This window comes from Streptomyces sp. NPDC033221, from assembly GCF_055577005.1.
In genome coordinates, this window is sequence record NZ_JBVIQN010000021.1 from 44,361 (window position 1) to 70,374 (window position 26,014).

At 71.3% G+C, this 26,014-nt stretch carries 21 protein-coding genes and 1 pseudogene; 14 read left to right on the forward strand and 8 right to left on the reverse strand.

Annotation, left to right across the window (positions count from 1 at the left end):
* The first annotated feature begins 29 nt into the window (after positions 1-29).
* From ACZ53K_RS25585 to ACZ53K_RS25605, 5 genes are all read left to right on the forward strand, one after another.
* Entirely contained in the window at positions 30-878 is an 849-nt protein-coding gene (locus ACZ53K_RS25585) for an SIS domain-containing protein (RefSeq protein ID WP_468840801.1), read from the forward strand.
* Positions 871-1,578, forward strand: a complete 708-nt coding sequence (locus ACZ53K_RS25590) for a D-sedoheptulose-7-phosphate isomerase (protein WP_468840803.1) — start codon at positions 871-873, stop codon at positions 1,576-1,578. Before ACZ53K_RS25585 ends, ACZ53K_RS25590 begins: the two co-directional genes overlap by 8 nt.
* 185 nt (positions 1,579-1,763) lie before the next feature.
* Positions 1,764-2,450 carry a TNT domain-containing protein gene (locus ACZ53K_RS25595; RefSeq protein ID WP_468840805.1) on the forward strand — a complete coding sequence of 229 codons (687 nt, stop codon included), beginning with the start codon at positions 1,764-1,766 and terminating at the stop codon, positions 2,448-2,450.
* A gap of 152 nt (positions 2,451-2,602) precedes the next feature.
* On the forward strand, positions 2,603-2,860 hold the full coding sequence (locus ACZ53K_RS25600; RefSeq protein ID WP_468840807.1) for a hypothetical protein: 258 nt from the start codon (positions 2,603-2,605) through the stop codon (positions 2,858-2,860).
* A 266-nt stretch (positions 2,861-3,126) separates the two neighbouring features.
* Entirely contained in the window at positions 3,127-4,032 is a 906-nt protein-coding gene (locus tag ACZ53K_RS25605) for a glycoside hydrolase family 19 protein (protein ID WP_468840974.1), read from the forward strand.
* Positions 4,033-4,163: 131 nt separating this feature from the next.
* On the opposite strand, the pseudogene ACZ53K_RS25610 reads toward ACZ53K_RS25605, so the two are convergent.
* Positions 4,164-4,476, reverse strand: a pseudogene (locus ACZ53K_RS25610) (protein kinase family protein); the annotation flags it as partial.
* Positions 4,477-4,533: 57 nt separating this feature from the next.
* Here ACZ53K_RS25610 and ACZ53K_RS25615 point away from each other — a divergent pair.
* The 7 genes from ACZ53K_RS25615 to ACZ53K_RS25645 all read left to right on the forward strand — a co-directional run bounded on the left by ACZ53K_RS25615 (position 4,534) and on the right by ACZ53K_RS25645 (position 13,145).
* Entirely contained in the window at positions 4,534-4,911 is a 378-nt protein-coding gene (locus ACZ53K_RS25615; RefSeq protein WP_468840809.1) for a hypothetical protein, read from the forward strand.
* Between the two features lie 485 nt (positions 4,912-5,396).
* Positions 5,397-6,377, forward strand: a complete 981-nt coding sequence (gene sbnA / locus ACZ53K_RS25620) for a 2,3-diaminopropionate biosynthesis protein SbnA (RefSeq protein ID WP_468840811.1) — start codon at positions 5,397-5,399, stop codon at positions 6,375-6,377.
* A gap of 16 nt (positions 6,378-6,393) precedes the next feature.
* The gene (sbnB, locus tag ACZ53K_RS25625; protein ID WP_468840813.1) at positions 6,394-7,395 is read left to right on the forward strand and encodes a 2,3-diaminopropionate biosynthesis protein SbnB; all 1,002 of its coding nucleotides are present in this window, start codon (positions 6,394-6,396) and stop codon (positions 7,393-7,395) included.
* A complete protein-coding gene (locus tag ACZ53K_RS25630) occupies positions 7,389-9,293 on the forward strand; it encodes an FAD/NAD(P)-binding protein (protein WP_468840815.1) in 1,905 nt (634 codons plus the stop codon). Before sbnB ends, ACZ53K_RS25630 begins: the two co-directional genes overlap by 7 nt.
* Positions 9,293-10,516: a trans-sulfuration enzyme family protein gene (locus ACZ53K_RS25635; protein ID WP_468840817.1), complete on the forward strand. Its 1,224-nt coding sequence runs from the start codon at positions 9,293-9,295 to the stop codon at positions 10,514-10,516. The genes ACZ53K_RS25630 and ACZ53K_RS25635 overlap by 1 nt, the downstream gene beginning before the upstream one ends.
* Complete coding sequence (locus ACZ53K_RS25640; RefSeq protein ID WP_468840819.1) at positions 10,513-11,814, forward strand: benzoate/H(+) symporter BenE family transporter; 1,302 nt, start codon at positions 10,513-10,515, stop codon at positions 11,812-11,814. The genes ACZ53K_RS25635 and ACZ53K_RS25640 overlap by 4 nt, the downstream gene beginning before the upstream one ends.
* Before the next feature lie 122 nt (positions 11,815-11,936).
* On the forward strand, positions 11,937-13,145 hold the full coding sequence (locus ACZ53K_RS25645) for a M20 metallopeptidase family protein (RefSeq protein ID WP_468840821.1): 1,209 nt from the start codon (positions 11,937-11,939) through the stop codon (positions 13,143-13,145).
* Between the two features lie 41 nt (positions 13,146-13,186).
* Here ACZ53K_RS25645 and ACZ53K_RS25650 read toward each other — a convergent pair whose 3' ends face one another.
* Positions 13,187-13,765, reverse strand: a complete 579-nt coding sequence (locus ACZ53K_RS25650) for a TetR/AcrR family transcriptional regulator (RefSeq protein ID WP_468840823.1) — start codon at positions 13,763-13,765, stop codon at positions 13,187-13,189.
* A gap of 120 nt (positions 13,766-13,885) precedes the next feature.
* On the opposite strand from ACZ53K_RS25650, the gene ACZ53K_RS25655 reads away from it, so the two are divergent.
* Together ACZ53K_RS25655 and ACZ53K_RS25660 are read left to right on the forward strand one after the other, a co-directional pair.
* A complete protein-coding gene (locus ACZ53K_RS25655; RefSeq protein ID WP_468840824.1) occupies positions 13,886-14,353 on the forward strand; it encodes a nuclear transport factor 2 family protein in 468 nt (155 codons plus the stop codon).
* 17 nt (positions 14,354-14,370) lie between these two features.
* Entirely contained in the window at positions 14,371-15,228 is an 858-nt protein-coding gene (locus tag ACZ53K_RS25660) for an NAD(P)H-binding protein (RefSeq protein WP_468840826.1), read from the forward strand.
* A 623-nt stretch (positions 15,229-15,851) separates the two neighbouring features.
* Here ACZ53K_RS25660 and ACZ53K_RS25665 read toward each other — a convergent pair.
* The 6 genes from ACZ53K_RS25665 to ACZ53K_RS25690 all read right to left on the reverse strand — a co-directional run bounded on the left by ACZ53K_RS25665 (position 15,852) and on the right by ACZ53K_RS25690 (position 25,791).
* Positions 15,852-16,427, reverse strand: a complete 576-nt coding sequence (locus ACZ53K_RS25665) for a hypothetical protein (protein ID WP_468840827.1) — start codon at positions 16,425-16,427, stop codon at positions 15,852-15,854.
* Between the two features lie 130 nt (positions 16,428-16,557).
* Positions 16,558-19,470 (reverse strand): NACHT domain-containing protein, encoded by a 2,913-nt coding sequence (locus tag ACZ53K_RS25670; protein ID WP_468840828.1) that lies wholly within the window; start codon positions 19,468-19,470, stop codon positions 16,558-16,560.
* A 40-nt stretch (positions 19,471-19,510) separates the two neighbouring features.
* A complete protein-coding gene (locus ACZ53K_RS25675; RefSeq protein WP_468840829.1) occupies positions 19,511-20,884 on the reverse strand; it encodes a S1 family peptidase in 1,374 nt (457 codons plus the stop codon).
* 199 nt (positions 20,885-21,083) lie between these two features.
* Positions 21,084-21,512 (reverse strand): nuclear transport factor 2 family protein, encoded by a 429-nt coding sequence (locus tag ACZ53K_RS25680; protein WP_468840831.1) that lies wholly within the window; start codon positions 21,510-21,512, stop codon positions 21,084-21,086.
* Between the two features lie 230 nt (positions 21,513-21,742).
* Entirely contained in the window at positions 21,743-22,939 is a 1,197-nt protein-coding gene (locus tag ACZ53K_RS25685; RefSeq protein WP_468840833.1) for a glycosyltransferase, read from the reverse strand.
* Positions 22,936-25,791 (reverse strand): bifunctional glycosyltransferase/CDP-glycerol:glycerophosphate glycerophosphotransferase, encoded by a 2,856-nt coding sequence (locus tag ACZ53K_RS25690; RefSeq protein ID WP_468840835.1) that lies wholly within the window; start codon positions 25,789-25,791, stop codon positions 22,936-22,938. Before ACZ53K_RS25690 ends, ACZ53K_RS25685 begins: the two co-directional genes overlap by 4 nt.
* Positions 25,792-26,014 lie beyond the last annotated feature (223 nt).

Genomic DNA, 26,014 nt, shown 5'->3' on the forward strand with positions numbered 1-26,014 from the left:
CCGTCCGGCAGCCCGCCGGGGGCGTGCCGATGAGCCACCCGGTCATCGGCGAGAGCGCCGTACGCGAGGTCTTCGCCCGCCGCGTCCCGGCCGCCCGCGACCTCGCCGGGGCGGCCGGGCGGGTGGCCGCGGCCTGCCAGGACATGGCCCGGCGGTTCGCCGTCGGCGGCAAGCTGATCGTGTTCGGCAACGGCGCGTCCGGGGTGGGCGCGAGCCATATGGCCGTGGAGTTCATGCACCCGGTCGTGGCGGGCAGGCGGGCGCTTCCGGCGCTGGCGCTCGGCAACGACTCGGCGACGCTCAGCGGTGTCGGTGCCCGGCAGGGCTTCGACGAGGTCTTCGCCCATCAGCTGCGGGCGTTCGCCGGTCCCGGGGACATCGCGCTGGGCGTCTCGCCGGACGGCCGCTGCCCCAATGTGCGCCGGGCGCTGGCCCAGGCGCGGGAGTCGGGGCTGCTCACCCTCGTCCTGTGCGGCGGCGCCCGCGCGGACGCGCCGCCGGCGGACCACGTGCTGGTGCTCGGCGGTACGGACCCGCTGGTCGCCAAGGAGGTGCATGTGACGGCGTACCACCTGGTGTGGGAGCTGACGCAGGTCTTCCTCGACCGGCTCGGCCCGTGGCGCGGCGGGCGCGAGGAGTCCCCGGTCCACGGTGCGGCGTGCGCGACCTGCTCCGACGCGGCACGGCCGATGCGGGTGCGGCGGCTGCTGCCGGGCGGCCTGGCGCTGGCCCGCGAGGAGAGCGGTGGCGCGGGCGGCCGCGACGTGGAGATCAGTGTGGCGCTCGTCGGGGCCGCTCCCGGCGACCTCGTCCTGGTGCACGCCGGAGAGGCGATCGCGCCGGCGCCGCCGACCGCGACGGCAGACGCCGATGGCTGACGTACCGGAGGGTGTACGGGCTCCGTATCCGTACCCGTTCCCGTACGCGGCGGCGGGCCGGGCGTCCGGGGACGACCTGGCCGACGAGGTGGTCCGGTCCACCCGGGACAAGGTCGCGGAGACGACCGGACTGCGGCAGCGGGTCGCGGAGCAGTACGCATCGCGGATCGCCGGCTGCGCCGTGCGCATGGCGGAGTGCTTCGCGGCCGGCGGCCGGCTGTTCGCCTTCGGCAACGGGGGCAGCTCGACGGATGCGCAGGGCCTGGTCACCACGTTCCTGCAGCCACCCGCCGGGGTGCTGCCCGAGGCCGTACCGCTGCCCGCGCTGTCGCTGACCAGCGACACGGCGGTGGTCACGGCGCTGTCCAACGATGTCGGCTTCGACGTGGTCTTCGCCCGTCAGCTCGCCGCGTTCGGGCGGCGTGGCGACATCGCGGTGGGCCTGTCGACCAGCGGCGGGCCCGCCAACGTCGTCCAGGCGCTGGAGGAGGCGGACCGGCGCGGCATGGTCACGGTGGCGCTCGCGGGCCACGACAGCGGCCGGCTGGCCGGACTCGGCGGGCTCGGCCACCTGTTCGCCATCCCCTCCTCCTCGGTCCACCGCGTGCAGGAAGCGCAGACGACCGTGTATCACGCGCTGTGGGAGCTGACCCAGCAGGTGCTGCGGGCCATCAGCGCGGAGCGGAACAGCGCGCGATGACCACTGACGACCCTGAACCCGGCCTCCTGGACCATGCCTTCGCCCCGGAGTCCGGCGCGTAGCCGCCGGCTGCCCACCCTGTCCGAAAGTGGCCGGAAGGGGAGGTGCTCATGTCACCTCCCGAGACCGTACGTCTACTGTGCGGACCGTCCTGGTGGGTCATCAGCAGGTGAAGGGACTCCCACGTGAACCGAATACGTACCGTATGTGCCGCCCTCGGCCTCGCCGCCGGTCTGCTGGCGGCCCCGGCCGCCAGCGCCGCACCGCAGCCGGACGACCGGACCGGCCCCGTACCGGCCGCGGCCGCGCGGCACGAACCGTGCACCGGAAAGTTCCACGGTGACGCCCGGCTCGGCCCGAAGTGGCTGCCCGAGAAGCAGCAGGCACCCGTCGGCCCGCTGCTCAACGGCTACCGGCGGACGGGGAAACTGCCGGCCTCCGCCTTCCTGAAGAAGTACTGGGACGGGCCCGCCGACTCGGGCGGCTGGAAGTACCCGCCCAACGACGGTTTCGGCGAGGTCAACGGCACGGTGGACAAGGAACCCGCCAAGCTGCGCCCGGGCCAGCGGCTCGACCGGTTCGGCTCCGAGTTCGGCGGGTTCCTGGCACCGGCGGGCGACGCGTACGCCGAGCGGTCGCTGCCCCCGCAGAACCTCAACACCCGCGAGGCCACCGCGCCGTGCGACTACCACGTGTACAAGGTCGCGAAGCCGTTCTGGGTGTGGCAGGGCAGCATCGCCCCGTGGTTCGAGCAGCCCGGCGGCGGGCAGCAGATCAAGCTGGACGCGGTGTTCCTGGACCCGGGGCAGGGCCGGCGGCTGAACGTCAAGTGGCTCGTGGAGCAAGGTTTCCTGACGCCGGTGGCCACGTGAGGGCCGTGAGGGCGGGAACGCCGTGACGACGTCGTGAACAGCGTGACGACGTGAAGTCCGGGCATGTGACCGCCATGACGATCTGACCGCCATCACACCGCGGTCACCATGACGATCTGGTCGGCATGGCAGTCTGTGGCAGTCTGCACCCCATGCCCCTCCCCCTCGACGCGCCCTCGGACCGCCGCGCGCTGCGGGCCGCGCTGCGCACAGCGGGGGTGGCCGACGGCCACTACCGTATCGAAGGTGTTCACGAACCGGCCCCCACGCCCCCGGACTTCCTGTTCCTGCGCCGGGCGCCGGACGGGGCGTGGGAGACCGGTGCGTACGAGCGCGGCGCCCGGCACGTCATCAGCCGGCACCCGACCGAAGCGGCGGCGTGCGCGCACCTGTTCCGCCTCCTCACCTGACTCCGCCGCCCGAAGGGCCCGGCGACTGGTCGAGGCGGGCCGAACATATCGCCCCGACTGCCCGTTTCGCGTGCGACGGTGACCGCTTGCTGACCGTTCCGGAATCTGGACCGATGCCCTCTTGACTGGTACAGACCAGGCGAGTTGAGTACCCCCAACCTGTGATCGCGCTTGCGAACCGGAGCGCGGTCCGTGGTGCTCGTCGCGCGCCGGACGGTCCGTCGCCGATCGAACGCGGCCCAGCCGCACTGAGGAGTGATCACATGATGCTGAAGCAGCGGATAGCCGCCGTGCTCTCGGCCGCCGCCTGCGCCGCGACTCTCACCGTCACGGCGCCGCCGGCCACGGCCGCCCCCTCCTCCGGCACCGCGGCACCCGCCGCGAGCTGCAACTTCACCGTGTGGACCGCCGGCAAGGCGTACCGCACGGGGGACATCGTCAAGTACACGAACGGCCAGTACTACCGCGCCACGCACGACAACCCGGGCTACGACCCGGTCATCAGCACCTGGTTCTGGGAGCCGTACAACTGCGGTGGCGGCACCAACCCCTCCGGTTTCGTCGTGAGCGAGGCGCAGTTCAACCAGATGTTCCCGAACAGAAACCGGTTCTACACGTACAGCGGTCTCAAGGCGGCGCTCAGCGCGTACCCCGGGTTCGCCAACACGGGCAGTGACACCATCAAGAAGCGGGAGGCCGCCGCCTTCCTCGCCAACGTCGGTCACGAGACCGGCGGCCTGGTCCACGTCGTGGAGCAGGACACGAACAACTACCCGCACTACTGCGACCGGAACCGGCCCTACGGCTGTCCCGCGGGCCAGGCCGCGTACTACGGGCGCGGGCCGATCCAGCTCAGCTGGAACTACAACTACAAGGCGGCGGGCGACGCCCTCGGCATCGACCTGCTGCACAACCCGAACCTGGTGCAGAACGACTCGGCCGTGGCCTGGAAGACCGGCCTGTGGTACTGGAACACCCAGCGCGGCCCCGGCACGATGACGCCGCACGAGGCGATCGTCAACGACCGCGGCTTCGGCGAGACGATCCGCAGCATCAACGGCAGCATGGAGTGCAACGGAAACAACCCCGGCCAGGTGCAGAGCCGGATCAACAGCTTCAAGGCGTTCACCCAGATCCTGGGCACGTCCACGGGCGGCAACCTGAGCTGCTGACCCCGTAGCGGTTCCGGCACAGCCGCTCGGCCTTGCCCGTCCACGCACGCCGTCCCCCGCCCGCGGGCATCGTCCGCCGGGGGCCGCGACGGACGGGCGAGGCAAACGCCGATCCGCCCACCGCCCGCTCCGGGCCCCTCTTCCCAGTCCGGTGCCGACAACGCGTCCTCCCACACGGCGGTCACCGCATCACAGTCGACGCCTTCCTCCGAGATGCCGCGCAGCTCCCCGATCTCCGACCGGGTCTCCGCATCGAGCGCGGCGATCGGCCCGCCGCGGTGGGCCCGCGGCGCGCCCGGCACGGTGACGCTCCGCATCGCCGCCACGAACCCGGCCAGGTCCTCGGCCAGCAGCACAGGCTCTCAAGGCCCCCGCCTCGGGGTTCCCGCCCGGCAGCCATCCGTACACCGACCACGGCCACGGATATCCCTCGGCGGCCTTCCCGGCCACTCCGCCGCTCCCACAGCCCGCCCGGGCGCTTTGAGCTGCGACCCTGTGCGCATGCTGCTCCCCCAGGCCCAGAAGGCCGCGCTGATCGAAGTCGTCCGCATCACCGACCCGGCGCGGCACATCAGCGCGGAGGATCTGCTGGGCGACGAGGTGGCCATCTGGGAGGCGGACCAGGTGGCCCAAGCCGTGGCGCTGATCGAGGCGTTGCCGCACGGCGACGTGTACCGCTGTTTCGTCCCGGGTTGGGGCATCAGAGCGCATGGCGCCACCGGCCTGCTCTTCCAGGTGGCCTTCTGCTACGACTGCCACGGCGCCCGCCTGTGGGGCCCGGACGTTCCCGCCGGGCAGGGCGGGATCCAGGGCTTCGATCCGGACAGCCCTCCCGCCCGTGAACTGCTCCGGCGGTTCCGCGGCTCCCGGCCAGTGTAGCCGCCGCCCGTGGCCGCCGCCCGTGCGGATACGACCGGCGCGGGTGTGTCAACAACATGCAAAGAATCTGGCCGAGTTCCGCCGTCCGCGGCCGGGGCCGCCGCTGCAGTACGGGTGCGGCCCGTGGGGTGGCGGAACCCGGTGTTTTCCGGTGCCGGACGGGGACTTCCGCTTGTTGCCGGGGTGGGAAGCGGGGGCTCCCCTCCCCGGCTGAACGGATAATTCCGGGGCGGGAGTTCAGCTCTGTTGAGCTTTCACATACCGTGGATGCTGGAAGGATCTTGTCCCAACGGGTATCTTTCCGAGCAGGCATCGCCGTCACGGTTCTACGGGGGACTACGAGGCGGCCAACGGGGGATACGAACGGGGGAACTTCTCATCTCTTCTGCGTGCCTTGATCACCGCGTGTGACTCGACTCCGCATACCTTGTCGCCGGACGGATCCGGTCACTGCGTATGCCCACTTTCCATCACCTTGGATTCCAGTGATAGCAGAAGAAGTGTACGACCTCATCCTGGATGATCTCTTCATCCGGGCCGACCAACTGGTCCCTGGAAGCTCTGTCTTCCTGAAGATCGAGGGCCTCAATCCCGCGGGTTCGGTGAAACTCAAGACGGCCGTGGCGCTGGTTGCCGAGGCGGAGAACACCGGACGCCCTTTTCCCGCCACCCGGCTCATCGAGTCGACCTCCGGAAATCTCGGGGTGGCGCTCGCCATGGTGTGCGCGGCGAAGGGTTATCCGCTGACGTGTGTGACCGATCCGAACGCCAACTCCCAGTCCATACGGCTCATGGAGGCGCTCGGCGCCGAGGTCGTGGTGATCGATGTACGGGACGGCAATGGCGGCTATCTGCAGTCCCGCATCAACTACATCCGCGAACGCCTGCGCCGTGAGCGGAACACGTACTGGCTGAACCAGTACGCCAATCCGGCGGGGCCGCGGGCGCACCGGGAGCGTACCGGCCGGGCCCTGGTCGAGGCGCTCGGCCACATCGACTACGTGTTCATCGGCGCCGGGACGACCGGGACGCTGATGGGCTGCGCCGGGTTCCTGCGGGAGCACAGTCCGGCGACGCGGATTATCGCCGTCGACGCGCTCGGCTCGGTCACCTTCGGGGGGCCGCCGTCCCGTCGGCACATTCCGGGGCTGGGCACGAGCCGCCGTCCGGAAATCCTGGACGAGGCGTATGTGGACGACGTCGTGCTCGTCCCGGAGGCCGATGCCGTGGAAATGTGCCGGGTGCTCGCCGAGGAGCGCGGACTGCTGCTCGGCGGTTCCACCGGAACCGTGCTGGCCGCGGTACGGAACGCGGCGAAAGACATTCCGGATGGCAGCGTCGTGGCGGCCCTCTCCCCGGATTTCGGGGAGCGGTATCTGGAGAGCATCTACGACGACGCGTGGGTGGCCGAACGCTGGCCGCATCTCATCGGCCCGGAACCGGAAATGGACCAGGCGCGTGCCTGAGAACAGGACCTTCAGCATGTTCACATTCGACGTGGTGCCGGGCGACTCCGTACTCAAGACGCTGCAGAGCCGGCGCGGCGATGTCCTGGACATCGTCGCCCGGACCTACCGCAGCCACGAGGCCGGCGAGACGGTCAACCCGGACAGCTATTTCCTGCGCTTTCCCGAGAAGCCGGATTCCCGGATCATCGCGCTGCCCGCCTTCATCGGAGCGGATGTCCAACTGGCCGGCATCAAATGGATTTCCAGCTTTCCGCGCAACACCGGGAACGGGGTGCCACGCGCCTCGGCCGTGCTCGTCCTCAACGATTACGAGACGGGTTATCCGATCGCGGTCCTGGAGGCGGCGAACATCAGCGCCGCCAGGACCGCCGCCTCCGCCGCGGTGGCGGCGACGGCCCTGCGTCCGGGCGGCTACGCGGGCAGTCGTATCGCCGTGGTCGGTGGCGGCGTCATCGCCCGGAACATCTGCGACTATCTGCACGCCGCGGGCTGCGCGCCGGACGCGTACGTCGTCCACGACCTGCACGAACCGTCGGCGCAGGCGCTCGCCGCGCATGTGCGCGACACCCAGCAGCGTCCCGCGAGCGTCACCGGCGACCTGGGTGCGGCGCTGGAGGCGGAGACGGTGGTGTTCGCCACGACCGCTCTGGAGCCGTATGTGTTCCGGCAGTTCGAGGCCGGCCAGGTGGTGCTGAACGTCTCCTTGCGCGACCTCGCTCCCGAAGTGGTGCTGGGCGCGCAGAACGTGCTCGACGACGTGGAGCACTGCATGAAGGCCAACACCTCACCCCACCTGGCCGAACAGCTCACCGGCAACCGCGACTTCGTGTCCGGGACGCTGGCCGGGGTGCTGAACGAGGAGGTGCGGCTCACCGCGGACCGCCCGGTGATCTTCTCGCCGTTCGGTCTCGGCGTGCTCGATCTGGCCGTGGGCGCGTTCGCCCTCCAGCAGGCACGCGCCGACGGTACGGCCGTCAGCGTGCCCAACTTCTTCGGGGAGACCCGCCGATGGTGAGCCACGAGCATCCGAGCCGCCCGCCCGTCCTCGTGGTCGTCGGTGTCGGCCCGCGCGGGCTGGGTGTCCTGGAACGTCTCGTCAGCCACTGCGCGGCGCGGCCGTTCCCGGTCACCGTCCACCTGGTCGATCCGCGGCCGCCCGGCCCGGGTTTCCATCTCGCCGACCAGCCCGACCATCTCCTGCTGAACACGGTGTGCGCGCAGGTCACCGCGTTCGCCGACCCGCGGATGGTGGACGGCCCGACCGTGCTGACCGGTCCCGGTCTGCACGAGTGGTGCCGCTCGCGGGACCTGCGCATCGGCGCCGACGGTTACACCGTACGGGCGGGCGAGGGCCGGGAGATCGAACCGAACGACTATCTGCCCCGGCGGCTGCTGCACGACTACCTCGCCTGGGCCACCGACCGGATCCGTGCCGCGGCGCCGGACGGGATGCGGCTGGTGTGGCACCGGTCCCCGGCTCAGGACGTGTGGCCGAGCGCCGCGGAGCGGGAGAGTGTGCTGCTCGCGGACGGTACGGTCATCGACGCCGACGCGGTCTTCGTCACCGTGGGGCACCACTCCCTGTACCAGCCGGAACAGGCCATCGCGGAACCGCGCCTGGTTTCCCGGCCGTACCCGCTGCCCGATGTGCTGGACGGCATCGCGCCCGGTGAGCGGGTCGCCGTTCTGGGCATGGGCCTGACCGCCATGGACGTCATCGCGTCGCTGACGCTGGGGCGCGGTGGCCGGCACGAGCGGGTGGCCGAGGACGGGAGCGGGGGCGCGGGTGACGGGGTGCGCGGCGGGCGGCTGCGGTATGTGGCCGGCGGGCGTGAGCCGGTGATCGTGCTCGCGAACCGTACGGGTCTGCCGTCCTGCAGCCGCCCGTACCTGAATCCCGGCCGGCTGCGGTTCGTACCGCTCGCGCTGACCGTGGAAGAGCTGGACGCGCGGCGTGCCGTCCGTCCCGGCGGGCGGCTGGATTTCGGCGCGGACGTGCTGCCGCTCGTCGAGGCGGAGATGGAACTCGCCTATTACCGTGCGGTGCTGGGCGGGGAGGTGGACGACTTCGGCGCCGCGGGCGCCGAGTTCGCGCGCCGCGCCGGGCAGGTCGGCTGGCGGGCGCTGCTCGCCGAGTCCCGCGAGCGCCATGGACCGTACCCGTTGCGCGGTGTGCTCGACGGGCCGGTGGCGGAGCGTCAGTGGGCGGGACTTCAGGAGTACGCGGACTGGTTCGCGGACCGGGTCGCGGAGGATCTCGACGACGCGCGTACGGGACTGGGCCGCAGCCCCCGCAAGGAAGCCCTGGAGGTGCTGCGCGACCACCGGGACGTGCTGCGGGCGGCCGTCGATCCGCCGGGCCTCGACGAGGCTTCGCTGGACCGGTTTTTCGGTGCGTTCACCTCCACCGTCAACCGCCTGGTCATCGGACCGCAGCTGGACCGCTCCGCCGAACTGCTCTCGCTGCTCGACGCGGGCGTGCTGCGGCTGGGGCCCGGGCCGCGGCCCAAGGTGCTCGCGCCGTCCGGCAACGCCGCGTCGTGGCGTCTGGAGTCGACCTGCCTGGAGCGGCCCGAGACCGTCGAGGTCGACCACGTGGTGGCGGCGCATGTCGCCGAACCGCCCGCCGACCAGGTGCCCGGCTCGCTGCTCGGCACGCTCGTCGCGGCCGGCCGGGTCGCCACCCTCGCCCGGCACGGCGGCAGCGCCACGGGCCTGCACGTCACCCGGGACGGCCGCGGCATCGACCCCGCGGGAACCGTGCAGCCCAGGCTGTATTTCCTCGGTCCGCACACCGAGGGCTCCAGCTACTACAACCACTACGTTCCGTCCCCCGGCGCTCCTTCGCGCGCGCTGATGGACGCCGAACTCGCCCTGCGTACCGCTCTCGACCCTCTGACTGCGAGGCCCTGATGAACGTCCGTGACACCTTCACCCCCTGGCGGCAGGAGTACCGCCCGGCGACCCGCGCCGCCCAGGGCGACGGCTGGCGCTCGCCGGCCACCGGATCGATACCGCCGCCCATCGAGCTGGGGGCGACGTTCGCGCGGGACGAGCAGTACCGCTCGCCGGCCGGTCTGGCCTACCTTCGCGACCAGGGCACTCCCGGATACGAGCAGGTGGAGCAGGTGCTGGCGGGACTCGAAGGGGGCCGGGACGCGCTGGTGTTCTCCTCCGGGATGGCCGCCGCGACCGCGGTGTTCCAGGTGCTGCCGGCCGGGGCGCGGGTCGTGGTGCCGCAGACCATGTACTTCGGGCTCACCAAGTGGCTCGCCGAGTTCGGGGGTCCGCGCGGCCTGGAGGTCGTACGGGTACCGATGGACGACCTGGACGCGGTGGCCGCGGCGGTGGCGGCGGCGCCGACCGCGCTGCTGTGGGCGGAGTCCCCGGCGAACCCGACCTGGCTGGTGACCGACCTCGCGGCCTGTGCCGAGATCGCGCACCGTGCCGGGGCGCTGTTTGCCGTGGACAACACCGTGCCGACGCCGGTGCACGCCCGGCCGTTCACGCTCGGCGCCGACCTGATCATGCACTCGGGCACCAAGTACCTCAACGGCCACACCGACGTGGTGGCCGGCTTCCTCGTCGCCGCGCCGGAGCCGGAGGGGGCGGACGACGCCGCGGCCGAGGCCCGCGAGGCGCTGTGGGAGCGGCTGCGGCTGCACCGCAGGCTCACCGGCCCGATCCTCGGTCCGCTGGAGACGTACCTGCTGATGCGCGGCATCCGTACGCTCTTCCCGCGGATGCGGCAGATATCGGCCACCGCGCAGGCGCTGGCCGAGCACTTCGCCGACCATCCGCACGTCAGCCGGGTGGCGTACCCGGGGCTGCCGAGCGATCCCGGCCACCCGGTCGCGGCCCGGCAGATGAGCGGAGGCTTCAGTGGGATGCTGTCCCTGCACGTCGCCGGGGACTGGCAGCGGTCCCTGCGTACGGCGCAGAACTGCGAACTCTTCATCCGGGCCACGTCCCTGGGCGGGGTGGAAAGTCTGGTCGAACACCGCTACACCTTCGAGGGGCCGGGCAGCACCTCCCCGAAGGACATGATCCGCCTGTCCATCGGGCTCGAAGATCCGGCCGACCTCGTGGCCGACCTGGAGCAGGCACTGGAACGCGCCGCAAAGGAAGACCGTTGAGTTCGGACACCACGAGCAACATCCAGCCGACCGGCACCACTCCCCCACCGGAGCCGCCGGCCGGTCCCCCCACGGAGGGCTCACCCCCGGACGGCTCACCGCAGCCGCGGCCCGGGCTGTTCCGCGACGCCTCGCTGTCGGCCGTGCTGGCCGGTTTCGTGGCCGTCGTCGTGTCGTATTCCGGGCCGCTGGTCATCGTGCTGGCGGCCGCCAACGCGGGGCATCTGAACCAGGGGCAGACCAGCTCCTGGGTGTGGGCGATCTCCATCGGCAGCGGTGTCACCTGCATCGCGCTCAGCCTGCGCACCCGGATGCCGGTCATCACGGCCTTCTCGACCCCGGGTGCGGCGCTCCTGGTCACCAGCCTGGGCGCGTACTCCTACGCCGAAGCCATCGGCGCCTTCCTGGTCACCGGGCTCGTCATCACACTCGTCGGGCTGACCGGCGTGTTCGGCCGGCTGATGCGGCAGATTCCGACGGCCGTGGTGTCGGCGATGCTCGCGGGCATCCTGTTCTCCTTCGGCACCGGGGTGTTCACGTCGTTGAAGACCGCGCCGTGGATCGCCGGCGCGGTCCTGGTGGCGTATCTGCTGGGCAAGCGCTTCATCGCGCGGTACGCGGTGCTGCTGGCGCTGGCCGCCGGGGTGGTGTTCAGCGCGGTAACCTCGCGGCTGGACATCCACATCGACCATGTGGAGCTGGCCAAGCCGGTGTTCACCACCCCGTCGTTCTCGGCCGGTTCGCTCATCGGCATCGCCGTACCGATGATCCTGGCCACCCTGGCGTCGCAGAACGCGCCCGGCATGGCCGTGCTCAGCGCCTCCGGTTACGAGCCCAAGGACCGGCTGCTGATCGGCTCGACCGGGCTGGCGTCCACGGCCCTGGCGCCGTTCGGGTCGCACGCGATCAACCTCGCCGCGATCACCGCGGCGATCTGCACCGGCCCCGAGGCGCACCGGGACCCACGCCGCCGGTACGTGGCCGGCGTCTCCTGCGGCTTCTTCTACCTCCTGATCGGCGCGTTCGGCTCGACGCTCGTCGTGCTGTTCGCCGGGCTGCCCAAGGAGCTGGTCGCCGCGGTGGCCGGGGTCGCGCTGTTCGGTGCGCTGGCCGGTGGCCTGACCGGCGCGGTCAAGGAGGAAAAGGACCGTGAGGCGGCCCTGATCACGTTCCTGGCCACCGCGTCCGGGGTGACGATCGCGGGGATCGGCTCGGCCTTCTGGGGCCTGGTCTTCGGTGTCGTGGCGCATCTGGTCCTGACCCGGCTGCGTTCCCGCAAGGCCGCGGACACCGCCTGATCCGCGGCGGTGCGCGGGCCGTACGGACGGCTTGCGCACCGCCGCTTTTGGCCCGCGGAACTTCGGCCGGATCCAGGAGGCGCCCCCTGGCCGGACGGCCGCCGCGATCTCATCATGGGCCCATGGGAGACGACAGCGACGGCACGCTCCTCCAGGACGCCCGGCGGCTGCTGCCGCGGATCACCGCCGTACGCCGTGAGATCCACCGCGCGCCCGAGCTGGGCGCCGCCCTGCCCCGTACGCAGCAGACGGTGCTGCGCGAGCTGTCCGGCCTCCCGCTGGCCGTCACCACGGGCGACCGGCTCAGCTCCGTCACCGCCACCCTGACCGGTACGCGGCCGGGGCGGACGATCCTGCTGCGTGCCGACATGGACGCCCTCCCGCAGACCGAGGAGACCGGGCTCGGTTTCGCCTCCCGCACTCCGGGCGTCATGCATGCCTGCGGGCACGACACCCACACCGCCATGCTGCTCGGCGCCGTCCGGCTGCTCGCCGCCCGCCGGGACCGGCTGGCGGGCCGGGTGGTGTTCATGTTCCAGCCCGCCGAGGAGATCTGCGCGGGTGCGCAGCCCATGATCGGGGAAGGTGTGCTGGAGACACCGGACGGCAGGCCGGTGGACGCGGCGTTCGCCCTGCACATCACCACCCGGCACGCCTCCGGGACCGTCCATCTGCGGCCCGGCCCGCAGTCCGCCGCCGCCGACATGCTGGCCATCACCGTGCGCGGCCGGGGCGCGCACGCCGCCGCGCCGTATCGGGGGCTGGATCCCGTGCCGGTGGCCTGCGAGATCGTCCAGGCGTTGCAGACGATGGTGACCCGTACGGTCAGTGTCTTCGAACCGGCGGTCCTGACCGTCACCCGCGTCACCGCCGGTACGGCGTCCAACATCATCCCCGACACGGCGGAGATCGCCGGTACCTTCCGTACGCTGTCCGACGCCACCCGCAAGAAGGTCCACGACGGCATCGTCCGGGTGGCGGACGGTGTGGCGGCGGCACACGGCCTGACCGCCGACGTGGACCTGCCGGACGTCACGCCGGTGGTGGCCAACGACCCCGGCTTCACCGCCCTGGTCACCCGCGCGGCGACGGAGCTGCTCGGCCCCGGGCAGGTCCATCCGCTGCCCCACCCGATCATGGCCGCCGAGGACTTCGCGTTCGTCCTGCAACGGGTGCCCGGTGCCATGGCGTTTCTCGGCGCCTGCCCGCCGGGGCAGACGCCCGGTCAGGCGCCCGACAACCACTCCAGCCGGGTCGTGCACGACGAACCGGCCCTCGCGGTCGGCGCCGCCGTGCACGTCGCGGTGGCGTTGTCCTACCTCACGGCGTAGACCGCGTACGGCTGACGGGCCCGCGCCCGGGTTCTGCCGGCCTACCGGCCCAGCACCTGCTTCGCGTACGCGGCGAGGTGCGCCCGCATCCGTCCGTCCGTCATGCCTTCCGTGCCCGCCAGGTGTTCGACCAGGTCGGCGCGGGTCGCGGCCAGCAGGGCGTGCGCGGTGAAGCCGCTGTCGGCAAGGCCGGGGAGGCCGTCCAGCGTCTGCCGGAGGGTGGTGTGCCACCACTGGTAGTGCTCCGCCTGGTACGGGCTGCCGCTGCCGGCCTCCTCCAGTGCCAGGGAGAGGTGCCGGTTGGCCAGCTTGAAGCCGAGGACGGCGTCGAGCAGGGCCGGTACGCGTTCGTGGGGCGGGGTGGCGGGCCCGAGTGGTGCCGGTCCGTCCTCGACGGCCCGGCGCAGGGGTTCGATCCGGGCCTCGACGAGGGCGCGGATCAGGCCGGTGCGGTCGCCGAACCGGCGGAAGAGGGTGCCCTTGCCGACCCCGGCGGCCGCCGCGACGTCGTCCATGGACACGCCGCGGGGACTGTCGCTGCGGGCGAAGAGGTCGTCGGCGGCGGCGAGTACGGCCTCCCGGTTGCGTACGGCGTCCACGCGTTCCTTGCGTGCGCTCACGGCCTCTCCCTTGGTCAACGGGCCATCCCTTCGTCCTTTACAAAGCGGACCAGCGGTCCGTATGGTGAAAACGGACTCGCGGTCCACATCCAATCGCCAGCATAGAGGAAGGGTTCGGCCATGCCCGATTCCGTATCCCCCGCCCACCGGGCCCCATCCGGCGACCCGCTCCCCCCGGCCGAACTGTTCCGGCACGCCGTGCGCCTGCTACTGGACAAGGACATGGACGGCTGGGCGGCTCTGTGCGCCGAGGACGTGCTGATCGAGTTCCCGTTCGCGCCGGACGGTTACCCGCCGAAGCTTGCGGGCCGGGCGGCGGTGGCCGCTTACCTGCGGGACTACCCGGAGCTCCTCGACCTCCGCGACATCCCCCACCTGAAGATCCACCTGACCGACGATCCGGACACCATCGTCGTCGAATGGCACGCCACCGGCCGCGTCGTGGCCACCGGTGAGCCGTACGAACTGTCGTACGTCGTCGTGCTGACCGCCCGGAACGGCCGCATCACCCGCTACCGCGACTACTGGAACCCGCTCGCGGTCCCCGCGTCCATGAACGCGGCCAAGTCGTCGCCCACCGCACCGTGAGGAGCCCGGAACACCCCATGACAGCCGCGCAAACAGCCCGCCCTCGCCCGGCCGTCCTGGTCACCGGAGCCACCGGGACCACCGGAAGCCGCCTCGTGCCCCGGCTCGCCGCGCTCGGCTGCGAGGTCCGGGCCGCGAGCCGCCGGGCGACACCGTCGGCCGGTGCCCAACCCGTCCGTTTCGACTGGTACGACCCGGCCACGCACGCCGGGGCCCTGCACGGTGCGGACGGTCTCTACCTCGTGCCGCCCGTCGGGGACCGCGACCCGGCCGCCGTCATGCTGCCCTTCCTCGACCGGGCCCGCGCCGCCGGAGTGCGGCGCGTGGTGCTGCTCGGTTCCTCGGCCATCGCCCGGGGAGGCCCTGCCGTCGGCCGCGTACACGACCTGTTGCCCGGGCTGTTCGACGAGTGGGCCGTGCTGCGGCCGTCGTGGTTCATGCAGAACTTCGGCGGCGATCATCTGCATGCGCGGAGCATCCGCGAGGAAGGGGTCATCTCGACCGCGACCGGCGACGGCCGTGTCGGGTTCGTCGACGCGGACGACATCGCGGCGGTCGCCGCGCACGCCCTCACCGACCGGACGGCGCCCGGCACCGATCTGGTCATCACCGGTCCCGAAGCGCTGAGTTACGACACGGTCGCCGCCGTCGTCACCCGCGTCACGGGCCGGCCGGTGACCCATCTGCGCCTCACCCACGGGCAGTTCCGCGACCGTCTGGCCACCGGCATGCCCCAGGACTTCGCCACGCTGCTGGCCGATCTGGACCGTTCCGTCTCCGAAGGGGCGGAGGACCGCACCACTGACACCGTCGAGCGCGTGACCGGCCGCCCGCCCCGAAGCTTCCTCACGTACGCGGAGGAGGAGCTGCGGTAGTCAGGCGCGGCGGGGTGAGTGCCTGCCCGCCCGCGGTGCCGCGTTCCTGGAACCGGTACGCGCAGTACACCTCGGCGTTCTCCAGCACCTTCGCGATGTCCAGGTCGTTGGTACCGAACGGCCGCGTCCGCCAGCAGTTCCCGGGCCCGGAGAACGGCCGCCCGCTCGAACCAGAGCAGCAGCAGGGCCACCGCGGTCTCGGCCAGCGCGTAACGGATGTCGAGCGGCCCCAGCAGGACGGACGCCAGGAGCCCGGGCACGGCCACGGTCGCCAGGAAGGCCCACCACAGGGCGATGGTGAGCTGCGTGATGCCGATGTCACGGTTGCGGACGTGCGCCAGCTCGTGGCGCAGGATGCCGGGCAGCAGATGCGAGTGTTGTGCGTGGTGCACCGCGAGGCCCAGGGACAGCACGATGCGGTAGCGGCCCGGAAAGCCCACGCAGCGGCCCGTACGGCCGTGGTGGAGCGGGGCGAAGACCACGGTGACCGAGGCGGGCGCCGCCGTCTCGGCCAGCAGGGCGAAACGGGTGACGGTGGCGGACGGCGGCGGGGGCGTGCCCGGCCGCGGCCTGCCGCCGTACGGAAGCGGAACCGGGGCGGTGGTGGTGCCCGTCATGGCCGGTCATTCCGTCGGCGCGGGGGCGGGTGCGGGGACGGCCGGGGGCGGTTCGATGGGCGCGGCGACGATCGGCGGCGGTTCGGTGGAGGCGGGCGGCTCCAACTCCGCGCGGACCGCCGCCGCGATGGCCGCTGCCTGCCGGGGCGTGGCCGCCTCGCGGAGAGCGGCTGCCGCGATCTGCCGTTCCAGCGTGTCCCAGTCGGCGCCGTCCGGCGCCACCAGCCGGGTCCGGGAGGCCGCCGGACGCCTGCGCCGCCACCAGCGCCACCGCCACCGGCGTCCGCCGGTGGCCCGCAGCCACCCGGCGAGCAGGTCCGAGGCCGTGCCGGTGAGCACCGCCAGCACGATGGGGGTGACCAGCGCCGTCGCCTCCGGGACGCCGAACCCCGAGGGCATCCGGCGCGCAGCCGGCCACCGGGCGGTCCGCCGCGGTGCGGTACCCGCGAAGTAGGCGTCGGCGGTCAGATCGAAGTATGCGGCCTCCTCCGGCGCGCACTTCGCCACCACCCGCCCGGCGAGATCACGGACGCTCGGAGCGGGCGCGGCGCCGCTCCCGGGCGCTGCGGAATGTTCGTCCATGCGGTTCCCCCGGGGCTCGGACGGACGAGCCGAGGTTCCAGATTAGGGACCCGGCACCGGGCGGCCAAGGTGAACGGTGAACCGTCGCCCCGCCGACTTTCCTACGCCCCGCCGCCCGGCCCCGGCCTTCTCAGGAGACCGAGACACTGCCGTCGACCCACTCGAAGAACTGGAGGTGGCCCGCGGCCCACTGTGCGATGCGCTCCCGGTCGCCGCGTCTCAGCTTGCCGAAACCGCGCGGGAGGTGTTCCGGCTTCCGGGTGGTCCGTGCCCGCATGAAGTCGCCCAGTATCCGGTGGGATTCGGTGATGATTCCGGGCTGGTTCTGAGCCATCAGCTCGCAGTAGGCCATGGCCAGGTAGGCGAGGCCGGCCGCGGCTTCCGGGGAATACCGCGGGGATCGCAGAAGTGCGGACGACATCGTCCGCGCGTTCTGTTCACTCCTCTTGAACAGGTCGTACGGTGGCGCCGGTGCCTCGCCCTGCTCGATGCTGCCGGTCTCGGCCAGTTCCCGCAGGCCTTCGAGAAGGTGTACGCAGCGGTCCCGCACGGCGGGGTCGGGCCGGGGCGCACCGAGCTGTCCGGCGATCCACAGGGCCGTGCAGGAGGCGCCGCCGCCCCGCAGGTAGTGCAGCCCGCCTTCGAAGAGCCGGACGACTTCCGGAGTCAGGCCCCGGCGCGGGTCCAGTTCGACGACGCCTTCCCGGAGGCAGAGTTCCCAGGCCCACAGGTGCTTGGCCACCATCGGGTCGAACGCCTCGGGCAGCCGGCTCCGTACCGTACGGAAAGAGCCGGCGATCAGGTGCTGCATCGAGTCGGCGTGCCGGAAGTCCGCCCGCAGGAGGTGCCGGGCGAGGTGGGCGTGCGCACCGCTCGCCAGGCGGGCGACGACCCGGTCCGCGATGATCTGGAGGGCCTCGCCGTTGAGCATCACGATGTCCGCGCTCTTGGCGAGGAATTCGATGACCGCGGCCTCCTCCGGCCCGGAGAGCCGCGGCCGCCACGATGCCAGGGCGTCACCGCTGCTCCGCAGGCAGTACGTGTAGACGCGCGAGGCGCCCCGCTCGAACTTCGCGGCGGCCAGGGACAGACAGATCTGCGAGAAGATCTCCAGACGTCCCTGCCCGATGTGGCGGGCGATCTCCTTGCCGACCTGCTCGGGTGTGTCGGCGTGCCGCACCAGGAACTGCGCCGCGAAGTACTCCTGAAAACTCTGGTGCGTGAAGGAGTAACGCTCCTCGCCCGGCCTGCCGCCGACGGTGTCGGTGAACATCCAGGCCCGGCCCCGGCACAGTGCGATCATGCGCTTCGCCAGCTGCACCGCGGTCGGCCGGTCCGGCACGGCCTCCGTGAGCAGGTTCGTCACGGCGATCTTCTGCACCTGTGCCTGGTCCATGCCGTACCGGTACTCCGGCGCCAGCAGGGTGTAGTACGCGATCTCGCCGAGCACCACCTCCAGCGCCTCCAGGTCCCAGACCGGTTCGCCGATCCCCCGGTGCGAGTCCCACGTGCGCAGCAGCAGTTCGACGCACTTCTTGTAGATCTTCGGACGGCTGCGCGGGATCTCGTTGTGGCCCGCGTGCAGCAGGCAGATCACGGCCAGCATCAGCGGGTTCTTGCGCAGGTCGGGGATGCTCCTGCTCTGTTCCATGAAATTGTCGACGAGCAGCTCCACCGTCTCGTCGCGCGCCCCCGCCCGGCGTGTGAACCACTTGCCGACGTACTCCTCCACCTGGCCTTCGGAGAACGGCTGGAGGGCGTAGTCGCAGAACACCTCCTGGTCCAGCCGGACCGCGGAGTACCCGAGCCGCCGCGAGGTGACCATGAACCGGGAGAGCGGGTAGGCGCTGCCCGCCGCCTCTATGACGTCGCTGGCGGCGCGGCCGCGTACGGTGGTCGGCAGCTCGTCCAGTCCGTCGAAGATGACCAGCGCGGAGCCGTTCAGCAGCAGTTCCTCGACCAGCCCGGCGGGTGCCGGCTTCTGGTACACGTCGCGCAGCACCCGCTCGATCTCGGCGACGAGATGGAATCCGCTCCTGCTGAACGTCAGCTGCCGCACCTTCAGCAGGAACGCCACCCCGCGACCCTCGGCGGCCCACTGGCACGCCAGCACCTGGCTCACCGTCGACTTGCCCGCCCCCGGGTCGCCCAGGACGACCGTACGGTCCAGCGCGTCGAGCAGCCCGGAGAACCCCTGGCGCCACACCGCCTCCCTGGAGGAGCCGGCCTCGGGCTCCCCGCCCGGGTCCATGGTCAGCATGGACACCGTGGGTCTGACGAAGATCTGCGTGTAGTGGATCAGCGTACGGAATTCCAGGTCGGGCAGTTCGATCCGCTCGTTGCGGTACCGGAACGCCTCGTTGTACTCCTGCTGCCACCGCTCCCGTTCGTGCCGCGGCGCCCGTTCCGTGCGGTGCAGTACGGCGATGTGCTGCAGCTTGGCGACGTTGCGCTCGATGCGGTTGACGGTGGCGAGGGTGAGCGTGTGCCCCGCCCAGGCCAAGGCCTGGTCCGGCTCCGCGCAGGCGTCCCTGATCCCGGAGGCGACACTGCGGCACCTCTCGTCGAACACCGCGAAGAACGCACGGAAGTACGGGCCGAAGTCCAGCGCGGCCCCCGGGCCCAGCGACTCGCGGAAGAAGATCCGCAGCCCTTCCTCGACCTGCCGCCGGCTCTCCCGCCGCTCCTGCTCGCGGAGGCTGACGCTCACCTCCTCCCGGCTCTCCTGGCCACGCCGGCCGTCGTCCGAGCACAGGTACACGGCGATCAGCTGGCGGGCCAGCGCGGTGAACGTGGGCTGCTGCGCCAGCTTCTTGATCTGCGCGTGGGTGACACCGGGCGGCAGTTCCCCGACGGACGCCAGCGGTGGGCTGAACCGCCCCCGGTGCGGTCCGTCGAGGGTCGCCAGTACCCCCACGGCGTCCTTGGGCTTCTTCAGCCCGCGCTTGACCAACTCGCGTCTGACCCGCCCCAGGAGCGGCTTCGCCGCCTCCCCCGCGACCCGTCCCGCGAGTGCCGTGAGTATGCCGGCCGGAGGATCCACCGGCTCATCATCCCGTTGGCAGCGCGGCGGGACCAGGTCCCTATACGGGGTTGTTGGAGTCGCCGGGGGCGGTGGTCGCGTCGCCGCCCGTGGTGGTCGCGTCGCCGCCGTCCGCCGCGCCGCCGTTGTCTGCGCCGCCGTTGGCCGCCGCGCCGCCGCCGTCGCCCGCGCCGATCTCGGCACCCGTCGCTTCCAGGGCCTTGGTGACCGGCTGGAAGAAGGTCTCCCCGCCCTGCGTACAGTCGCCGCTGCCGCCGGAGGTCAGCCCGACGGCCGCGTCTCCGGAGAACATCGACCCGCCACTGTCGCCGGGCTCCGCGCAGACGTCCGTCTGTATCAGCCCGTTGACGATGTCACCGTTGCCGTAATTCACCGTGGCGTTCAGGCCGGTGACGGTCCCCTCCGACAGCCCCGTCGTGCTGCCGGAGCGCTGCACCCGCATCCCCACGGCGGCCTCCGCGGCGCGGGATATCCGCTGAGTGCCGCCGTTCTGCAGGTCCACCGCGCTCTCCGGCCGGGCGGCCGGGTCGTCGTAGGTCACCAGGGCGAAGTCACTCTCGGGGAACCGGGCGTCGGCCACCGTGCCCAGCGGCTGCGCTCCCGCCTGGTCGGCCGACCAGGTCGCGGATGCCTTGCCGCAGTGCCCGGCGGTCAGAAACGCCGGAGCGCCCTGAACGGTGACGTTGAATCCCAGCGAGCAGCGTGCGCTGCCACCGAAGATGGCGCTCCCGCCCAGGGGCGGCGCTCCCGCCCCTCCGCCGCTCCCGCCAGCTCCGCCACCGGCGTCTCCGCCGCCGGCATTCCCTCCGCCAGAGTCGTTTCCGGAGCCGCCACCGTCCGTCGCCGCGCCCGCGGCACCGCCCCCTCCGTGATACCGCCGGAACTCCCCCGCCGACCGCTTGACGCTCGCCACCCCTCCCCCCATCTTTCCGACGGCTTCGGTCAGGGCGGCGAGCTTCTCGCCGGTGACCGTGCGGTCGGCGATGACCGAGACCCGGTTGGTCTTCGGGTCGATGGACCAGGCGGTACCGGGTATGGCCGCGGTGTCGCTCAACCTGCGTGTGGCCGCTTGGAGTTCGCTCATGCTGTTGCGTACGACGTGCGCCACAGCGCCTTCCGCCTCGACCCTCCGGGCGTCGTCCGCCGACAGGACGTTCATCACGAGCCGGCCCTTTTCGGCGTCGAGGTACCAGCCCGCCGTCCGGTCGGCGCCGAGGTCCGCCTTCAGGGCGGAAGCGACCTGCGCGGCCGACTCGGAGGAAAAGGTCCGCATCGACCGCGGGCGCTCCGGGCTCGCGTTGGCCTGCGGCAGCACGATCGCCGCCGCCACGAGGGCCGCGCCCGCGCCGCCGACCAGGGCTCCGGTCCGCTTGTTCACATGCCGATGACTCTTGCTCAGGTATCGGTGGCTCACTTCTCCGACCTCCAGCTGGGCCACAGGGGAGCACACGGGAACGTCGCCGTGGTGGCGCAGTTGCCTCCGTGCACGGTGGGCACCCAGTTCTACGGAGGACACGGAGGTGCCGACTCAGCCCTCCTCGCAACGTGATGAATTCCGCCCGCCCGGCACACCGCCCCCCTACACTGCCCCCGCTCCCGGCCCACGGCCGGGCCTACAAGTTGTCGCCCCAGCCGCCCTGGATCATGGTCTGGAACGCCCACCCGCCGTCCCGCCGGATCAGGATGTCGGCGTACCGCAGCTGCTGGCTCGTGCCTTCCCGCGTCATGGTCGAGTCCGTGAAGACCACGGCCATCGAGGGTGAGAGGAAGACGGGCGTCCGGGTGGATGCGAAAGTGATGTCCTCGTTCCCCTCACCCATCACGTGGGTCATCGTCGCGACGAACTGCTCCCGGTCCCACTGCGCCGAGCGGCCGTTGCCGGCCGAGTCGTCACTCACGAGGTTGAGCGGGAACACCGCCATGTCGGCCATGCGCTCCACGTTGCGCTTCGCGCTCTGCGCGTCGTACTCCGCGAACCAGGCGTCCAGGCTCGCACGGTCCTCGTCGGTCGGTACGTACCCGGTGTCAGGCAGGAAGGTCACGCGAACGTCTCCTCACGGTTTTCGGCCGCGCGGCCACTCCCCGAGGCCGCGCGGAAGAAAAGTACGCCTGGCGAGGACCATTAGTCAAGTTTGATTAGCGAGGAAACTGTGACGGCCCCCTCGGACCGAACCGGTGATGCCCGTTCTCGTACGAGTGAGCCGCTATGTGTGCCGCGTCGGCCCGGGCGACGCCCACCGCGAAGACGGTGGGCGCCACCCGAGAAAACGATTCACCGCTCCAGGAAGGTGAAGAGGTTCTCCCAGCGGTGGACGATCTCGTCGGTCGCGTAGCGCTGGATGTTGGTGCGGGCGAGGTCGCCCATGCGGTCGCGCAGCTCCTGGTCGCCGATGAGGGTCTCCAGGTGGCGGGCGAGTTCGCCGGTGTTGCCGGGCGGGGCCAGCAGCCCGTCCTCGCCGTGCCGGATGATTTCGCGTACGCCGGGGGCGACGTCGAAGGCGACGCAGGGCACCGCGGTGGCCATGGCCTCCATCGGGGCCAGCGGGAAGCCCTCGCCGCGGGAGCTGAGGACGAACACCGCGGCCTGGCGCAGCGCGCCGGGCACATCGCCGGTGCGGCCCATCCAGGCCACGGAATCGGCGATGCCGAGCTGGGCGCTCTGCTTCTTCAGGGCGTCCTCCTCCTCGCCGGCGCCGTAGACGCGCAGGGTCCACTCGGGGTGGCGGGCGGTGAGGAGGGCCCAGGCCTCCAGGAGCAGGTCGACGCCCTTCTCCTCGTGCAGCCGCCCGATGCTGGCCACCACCTTGGCACCGCGGTCGGAGGGGACCTCGGGGTAGAAGGGCAGCGGGTTGGGCATGAAGCCGACGTTGTCCATCCGCTCGCGGATCCAGGCGTCCGCGTCCTCGCGGGTCAGCGTCAGCATCCGGTCGACATCGGCGTAGAAGGTCTTCACACGCTGGAAGCGGGAGGACTTGCGGCAGGTGTCGAAGGACTCATGGCTCATCCCGATGACGGTGTGGCCGCCGGTGTGGGCCAGCGCCACCCACTCCATCGCCCACACCTGCGTCACGATGATCACCGCGCCCGGACGGGCCGCGGCGAACAGCGCACTCATCTTCGCCGCCTGTACGCGCATGCCCGCCTCGCGGGCCGCCCGCCGCCGGCGCTCGGCCACATTCGCCCGGTCCTTCAGCGACCGCACCGGCCGCACCTGCGGCGGATGCTCGTCGTACAGGGTCGTGGTGGCGTACGGCAGGTCGTCGGCGAGGGTGCGGGCGCGGCCGGCCGGGGGCGGGGTGATGCCGATCAGGTGCACCCGGTGGCCGCGCGCGGCGAACAGTTCCGCCATCTGATGCGACCAGCTCGTGATCCCGCCCAGCTCGTTGACGCTGTTGGAGACGAAGAAGACATCCCGCGTCACCGGGAACGGGCCCGGTTCGAGGGTGCTGGTGGTGCTGGTGGTGGTCATCGACGGCTCCAGTGGGAAAAGAACTGCTCGACGAGGCTGCGGGCGGCATCCCCGCGCTCGTACTCGCCGAAGCGGGAAACAAAACGCTTACGCGCCGGGGCGTATTCGTGCTGCTGGGCCTCCAGGCCGGCCAGCGCGGTGAAGAATTCCTCCTCCGATTCCACGAGCGGGCCCGGGGCGTTCTCGCGCAGGTCGAAATACGTCCCGCGCTGCTCATTCACGTACTGCTCGTAGTCGTAGGTGAAGAACAGCATCGGCCGGTCCAGCAGCGCGTAGTCGAACATCACCGACGAATAGTCGGTCACCAGCGCGTCCGCCAGCTCCAGGAACGGCGCCACGTCATGATGTGCCGAGACATCGATGACCCGGCCGGCCACCGTCGGCGGCAGCGTCACATGGTTGAGATAGTGCGAACGCACCAGCAGCACGAACCGGTCCCCGAACCGCTCGGCGAAACGCTCCACATCAAACGGCAGCTCGAATTGATGCGATCCCTTGCCAGCGGTGCGGAACGTCGGCGCGTACAACACCACCTGCTTGTCCGCGTCGATGCCCAACTCCGCGGCCAGCGGGCCACGTTCGCGCGCCTGGCCCGCCTCCTCGCGGCGGCGGGCCTGCACCAGCACGTCGTTACGCGGATAGCCCACCCGCAGCAGCGCACGCTCCGGCAGCCGGAACGCCTTCGCCAGGGTGTGCACATCGTGCTCCGAGCGGATCAGGAACCGGTCGAAACGATTCAGCGATTCCTGTTGCTCCGCTTGCTGCCGACGCGTCAGCGCCTTCTGGGCCGGCTGGTCGAAGCCCATCTTCTTCAGCGCCGAGCCGTGCCAGGTCTGGATGTACGTCGTCTCCGGCCGCTTCGTCAGCTTCAACGGGAAACTCTGGTTGTCCACCCAGAACTCCGCCTGCGCCAGCGCCTTGAGGTAGGGCAGCGACCAGCGCCGCACCAGCGTCGCGTCCTTCGGGAAGGGGCCCGGATCACCCGTATAGGACCAGTACGCCTCGAACTCCAGCCCCTGGCGGCGCATTTCCTCGTACAGCGCTCGCGGACTGTCGCTGAACTGCCGCCCCAGATGGCTTTCGAACACCACCGTGCGCTTCTTGACCGGCAGCCGCGAGAACACCTCGTGATAGGCCCGCAGCTTCGTGTCCCCCGAGGCGAGGGTTTTGCGCAGCTCCCTCGCCTTCCGGTATCCCGATTTGGCCAGCGCGCCGGGCTTGCCCTCGAAGCTGCGGGTGATCAGCTCCCGGGCGCGCTCGCGCTGCGGGTCCTCCCCCACCAGCTCGAAAGCCAGGTGACCCTTGCCGGAGACGTGCGGGCGCACATGGTCGGCGACCATCCGCGTCAGCCACGGCCGTACCGGCAGCGGCCGCCCCGACAGGTCCGTATCGGCCACGGACAGCCGGGTGGTGGTGCGCTTGCCGTCCGCCTCCAGGACCAGACGCACATCCCAGACGGTGTCGATCAGGCCCAGCGGCCGCAGCCGCGCACTGATGTCGGCCAGCGCCTCCCACTCGATGACCTGCCCGCCGTGCCGCACCGTCTGCACGGGGAAGGTGAAGGTCTGCAGGCCGCGCCGGCGCGCGGTGAACTGCAGTTCGGCCCGCAGCCGCGCGTCCTGGCCCACCACCCCCAGCGGGTTGGTGATCTGCCCCGCCAGCCGCACCCCGCCGCCCGGCGCCGCGGCGAACGCGGTGAGCTGATTGCGCAGGAACATCTTCTCCAGCGGCTGCGTGTGGTAGCCGAGGTCGGTCACCTCCAGCACCTGCCGGCCCAGCGCGTCATCCAGGTGCTCCCCGCACCAGAAGATCCGCCCGTCCCGCTCCACCAGCGGCACCGCCACCTTGCCGGGATTGAGCAGCGCGTCGACCGCCGGAATCAGATTCGCCCAGTCCCCGCGGCCCAGCAGGTACGCGCAGATCGCCTGCAGCGGCTGGGCCCGTCCATATGCTCCGGGGTCGAGGGTGGCCAGGTACCCGGCCGAGAGCCTCGCGAATTCCGCCCGGTACCCCTCGTCGCGGAACGGCAGATCGCGCAGATGCAGCACCAGGTCGTGCTTGAGGAACTTGACGTCCTTCGCCGCCCGGATTTCGTCCAGCCCCCGCGCCGCCAGCATCGCGTCGATGCGCCGGTGCACCTCCAGCCGGTGCGCGTAATTGGTCATCTCGTGGCGTCGGTTGGTCACCGACTTCACGGCCGCGTCCGCATATACGTGCCAGAAATACACCTGATTCGGGATCAGCGTGATCCGTCCGGCCGCCAGATACGCTTCCGCGATGAACTGCAGGTCCTCATAGAACATTCCCGCCGGGAACCGAAGATCGTGCTCCAGCAGGAATTCCCGCCGATAGCACTTGTTCGTCGACAGCGTGTCCCACACGAACAGATCCGGCAGTTCCTCGACCGACTCCAGCGTCCGCGTCTGCCCGTACAGCCAGGCATACCACTCGTTGCGCTTCTGGCCCGGCGTGTCCTTGTGCACCCGCACACACAGCCCCGACACCAGGTCCGCCCGGGTCTCGACCGCCGCCTCCACCAGGTTGCGGCACGCATGGCGCTCCAGGACATCATCACTGTCCAGGAACATCACATAGCGCCCCACCGCTTCCCGGATCCCCCGGTTCCGCGGCTCACCCCCCGCACCGCTGTTCCGCTCCAACTGAAACGCCCGGATCCGTTCCGGGCACCCCGCCGCCAGCTCCTGCGCCACCGCGAACGAACCATCCGTACTGCAGTCGTCGACGATCACCACCTCGACATCGCCGAACGACTGGTCCAGCACCGACCGCACCGCAACAGGCAGCCGTTCGGCATCGTTGTAGACGATCACGACTACGGATATCTCAGTCACAGAACACCATCTCTGAAGTAAACGTCCATCCATGCACGCGCCGAACGCCTCAACACGCCGCCGCGACCCCCGTGTACAGCCCGGGCGCGCCAGGGCGCGGGCGCGACGGCCCGCGCGACGCGTCGGCGCCCCGGACTCCCCCGTGAACGCCCCGTCCCCCCCATGTCCGGATGACGGAGGGCATCAACCGTTTTCCGGGACGATACCGCCAGTTGACCGACTG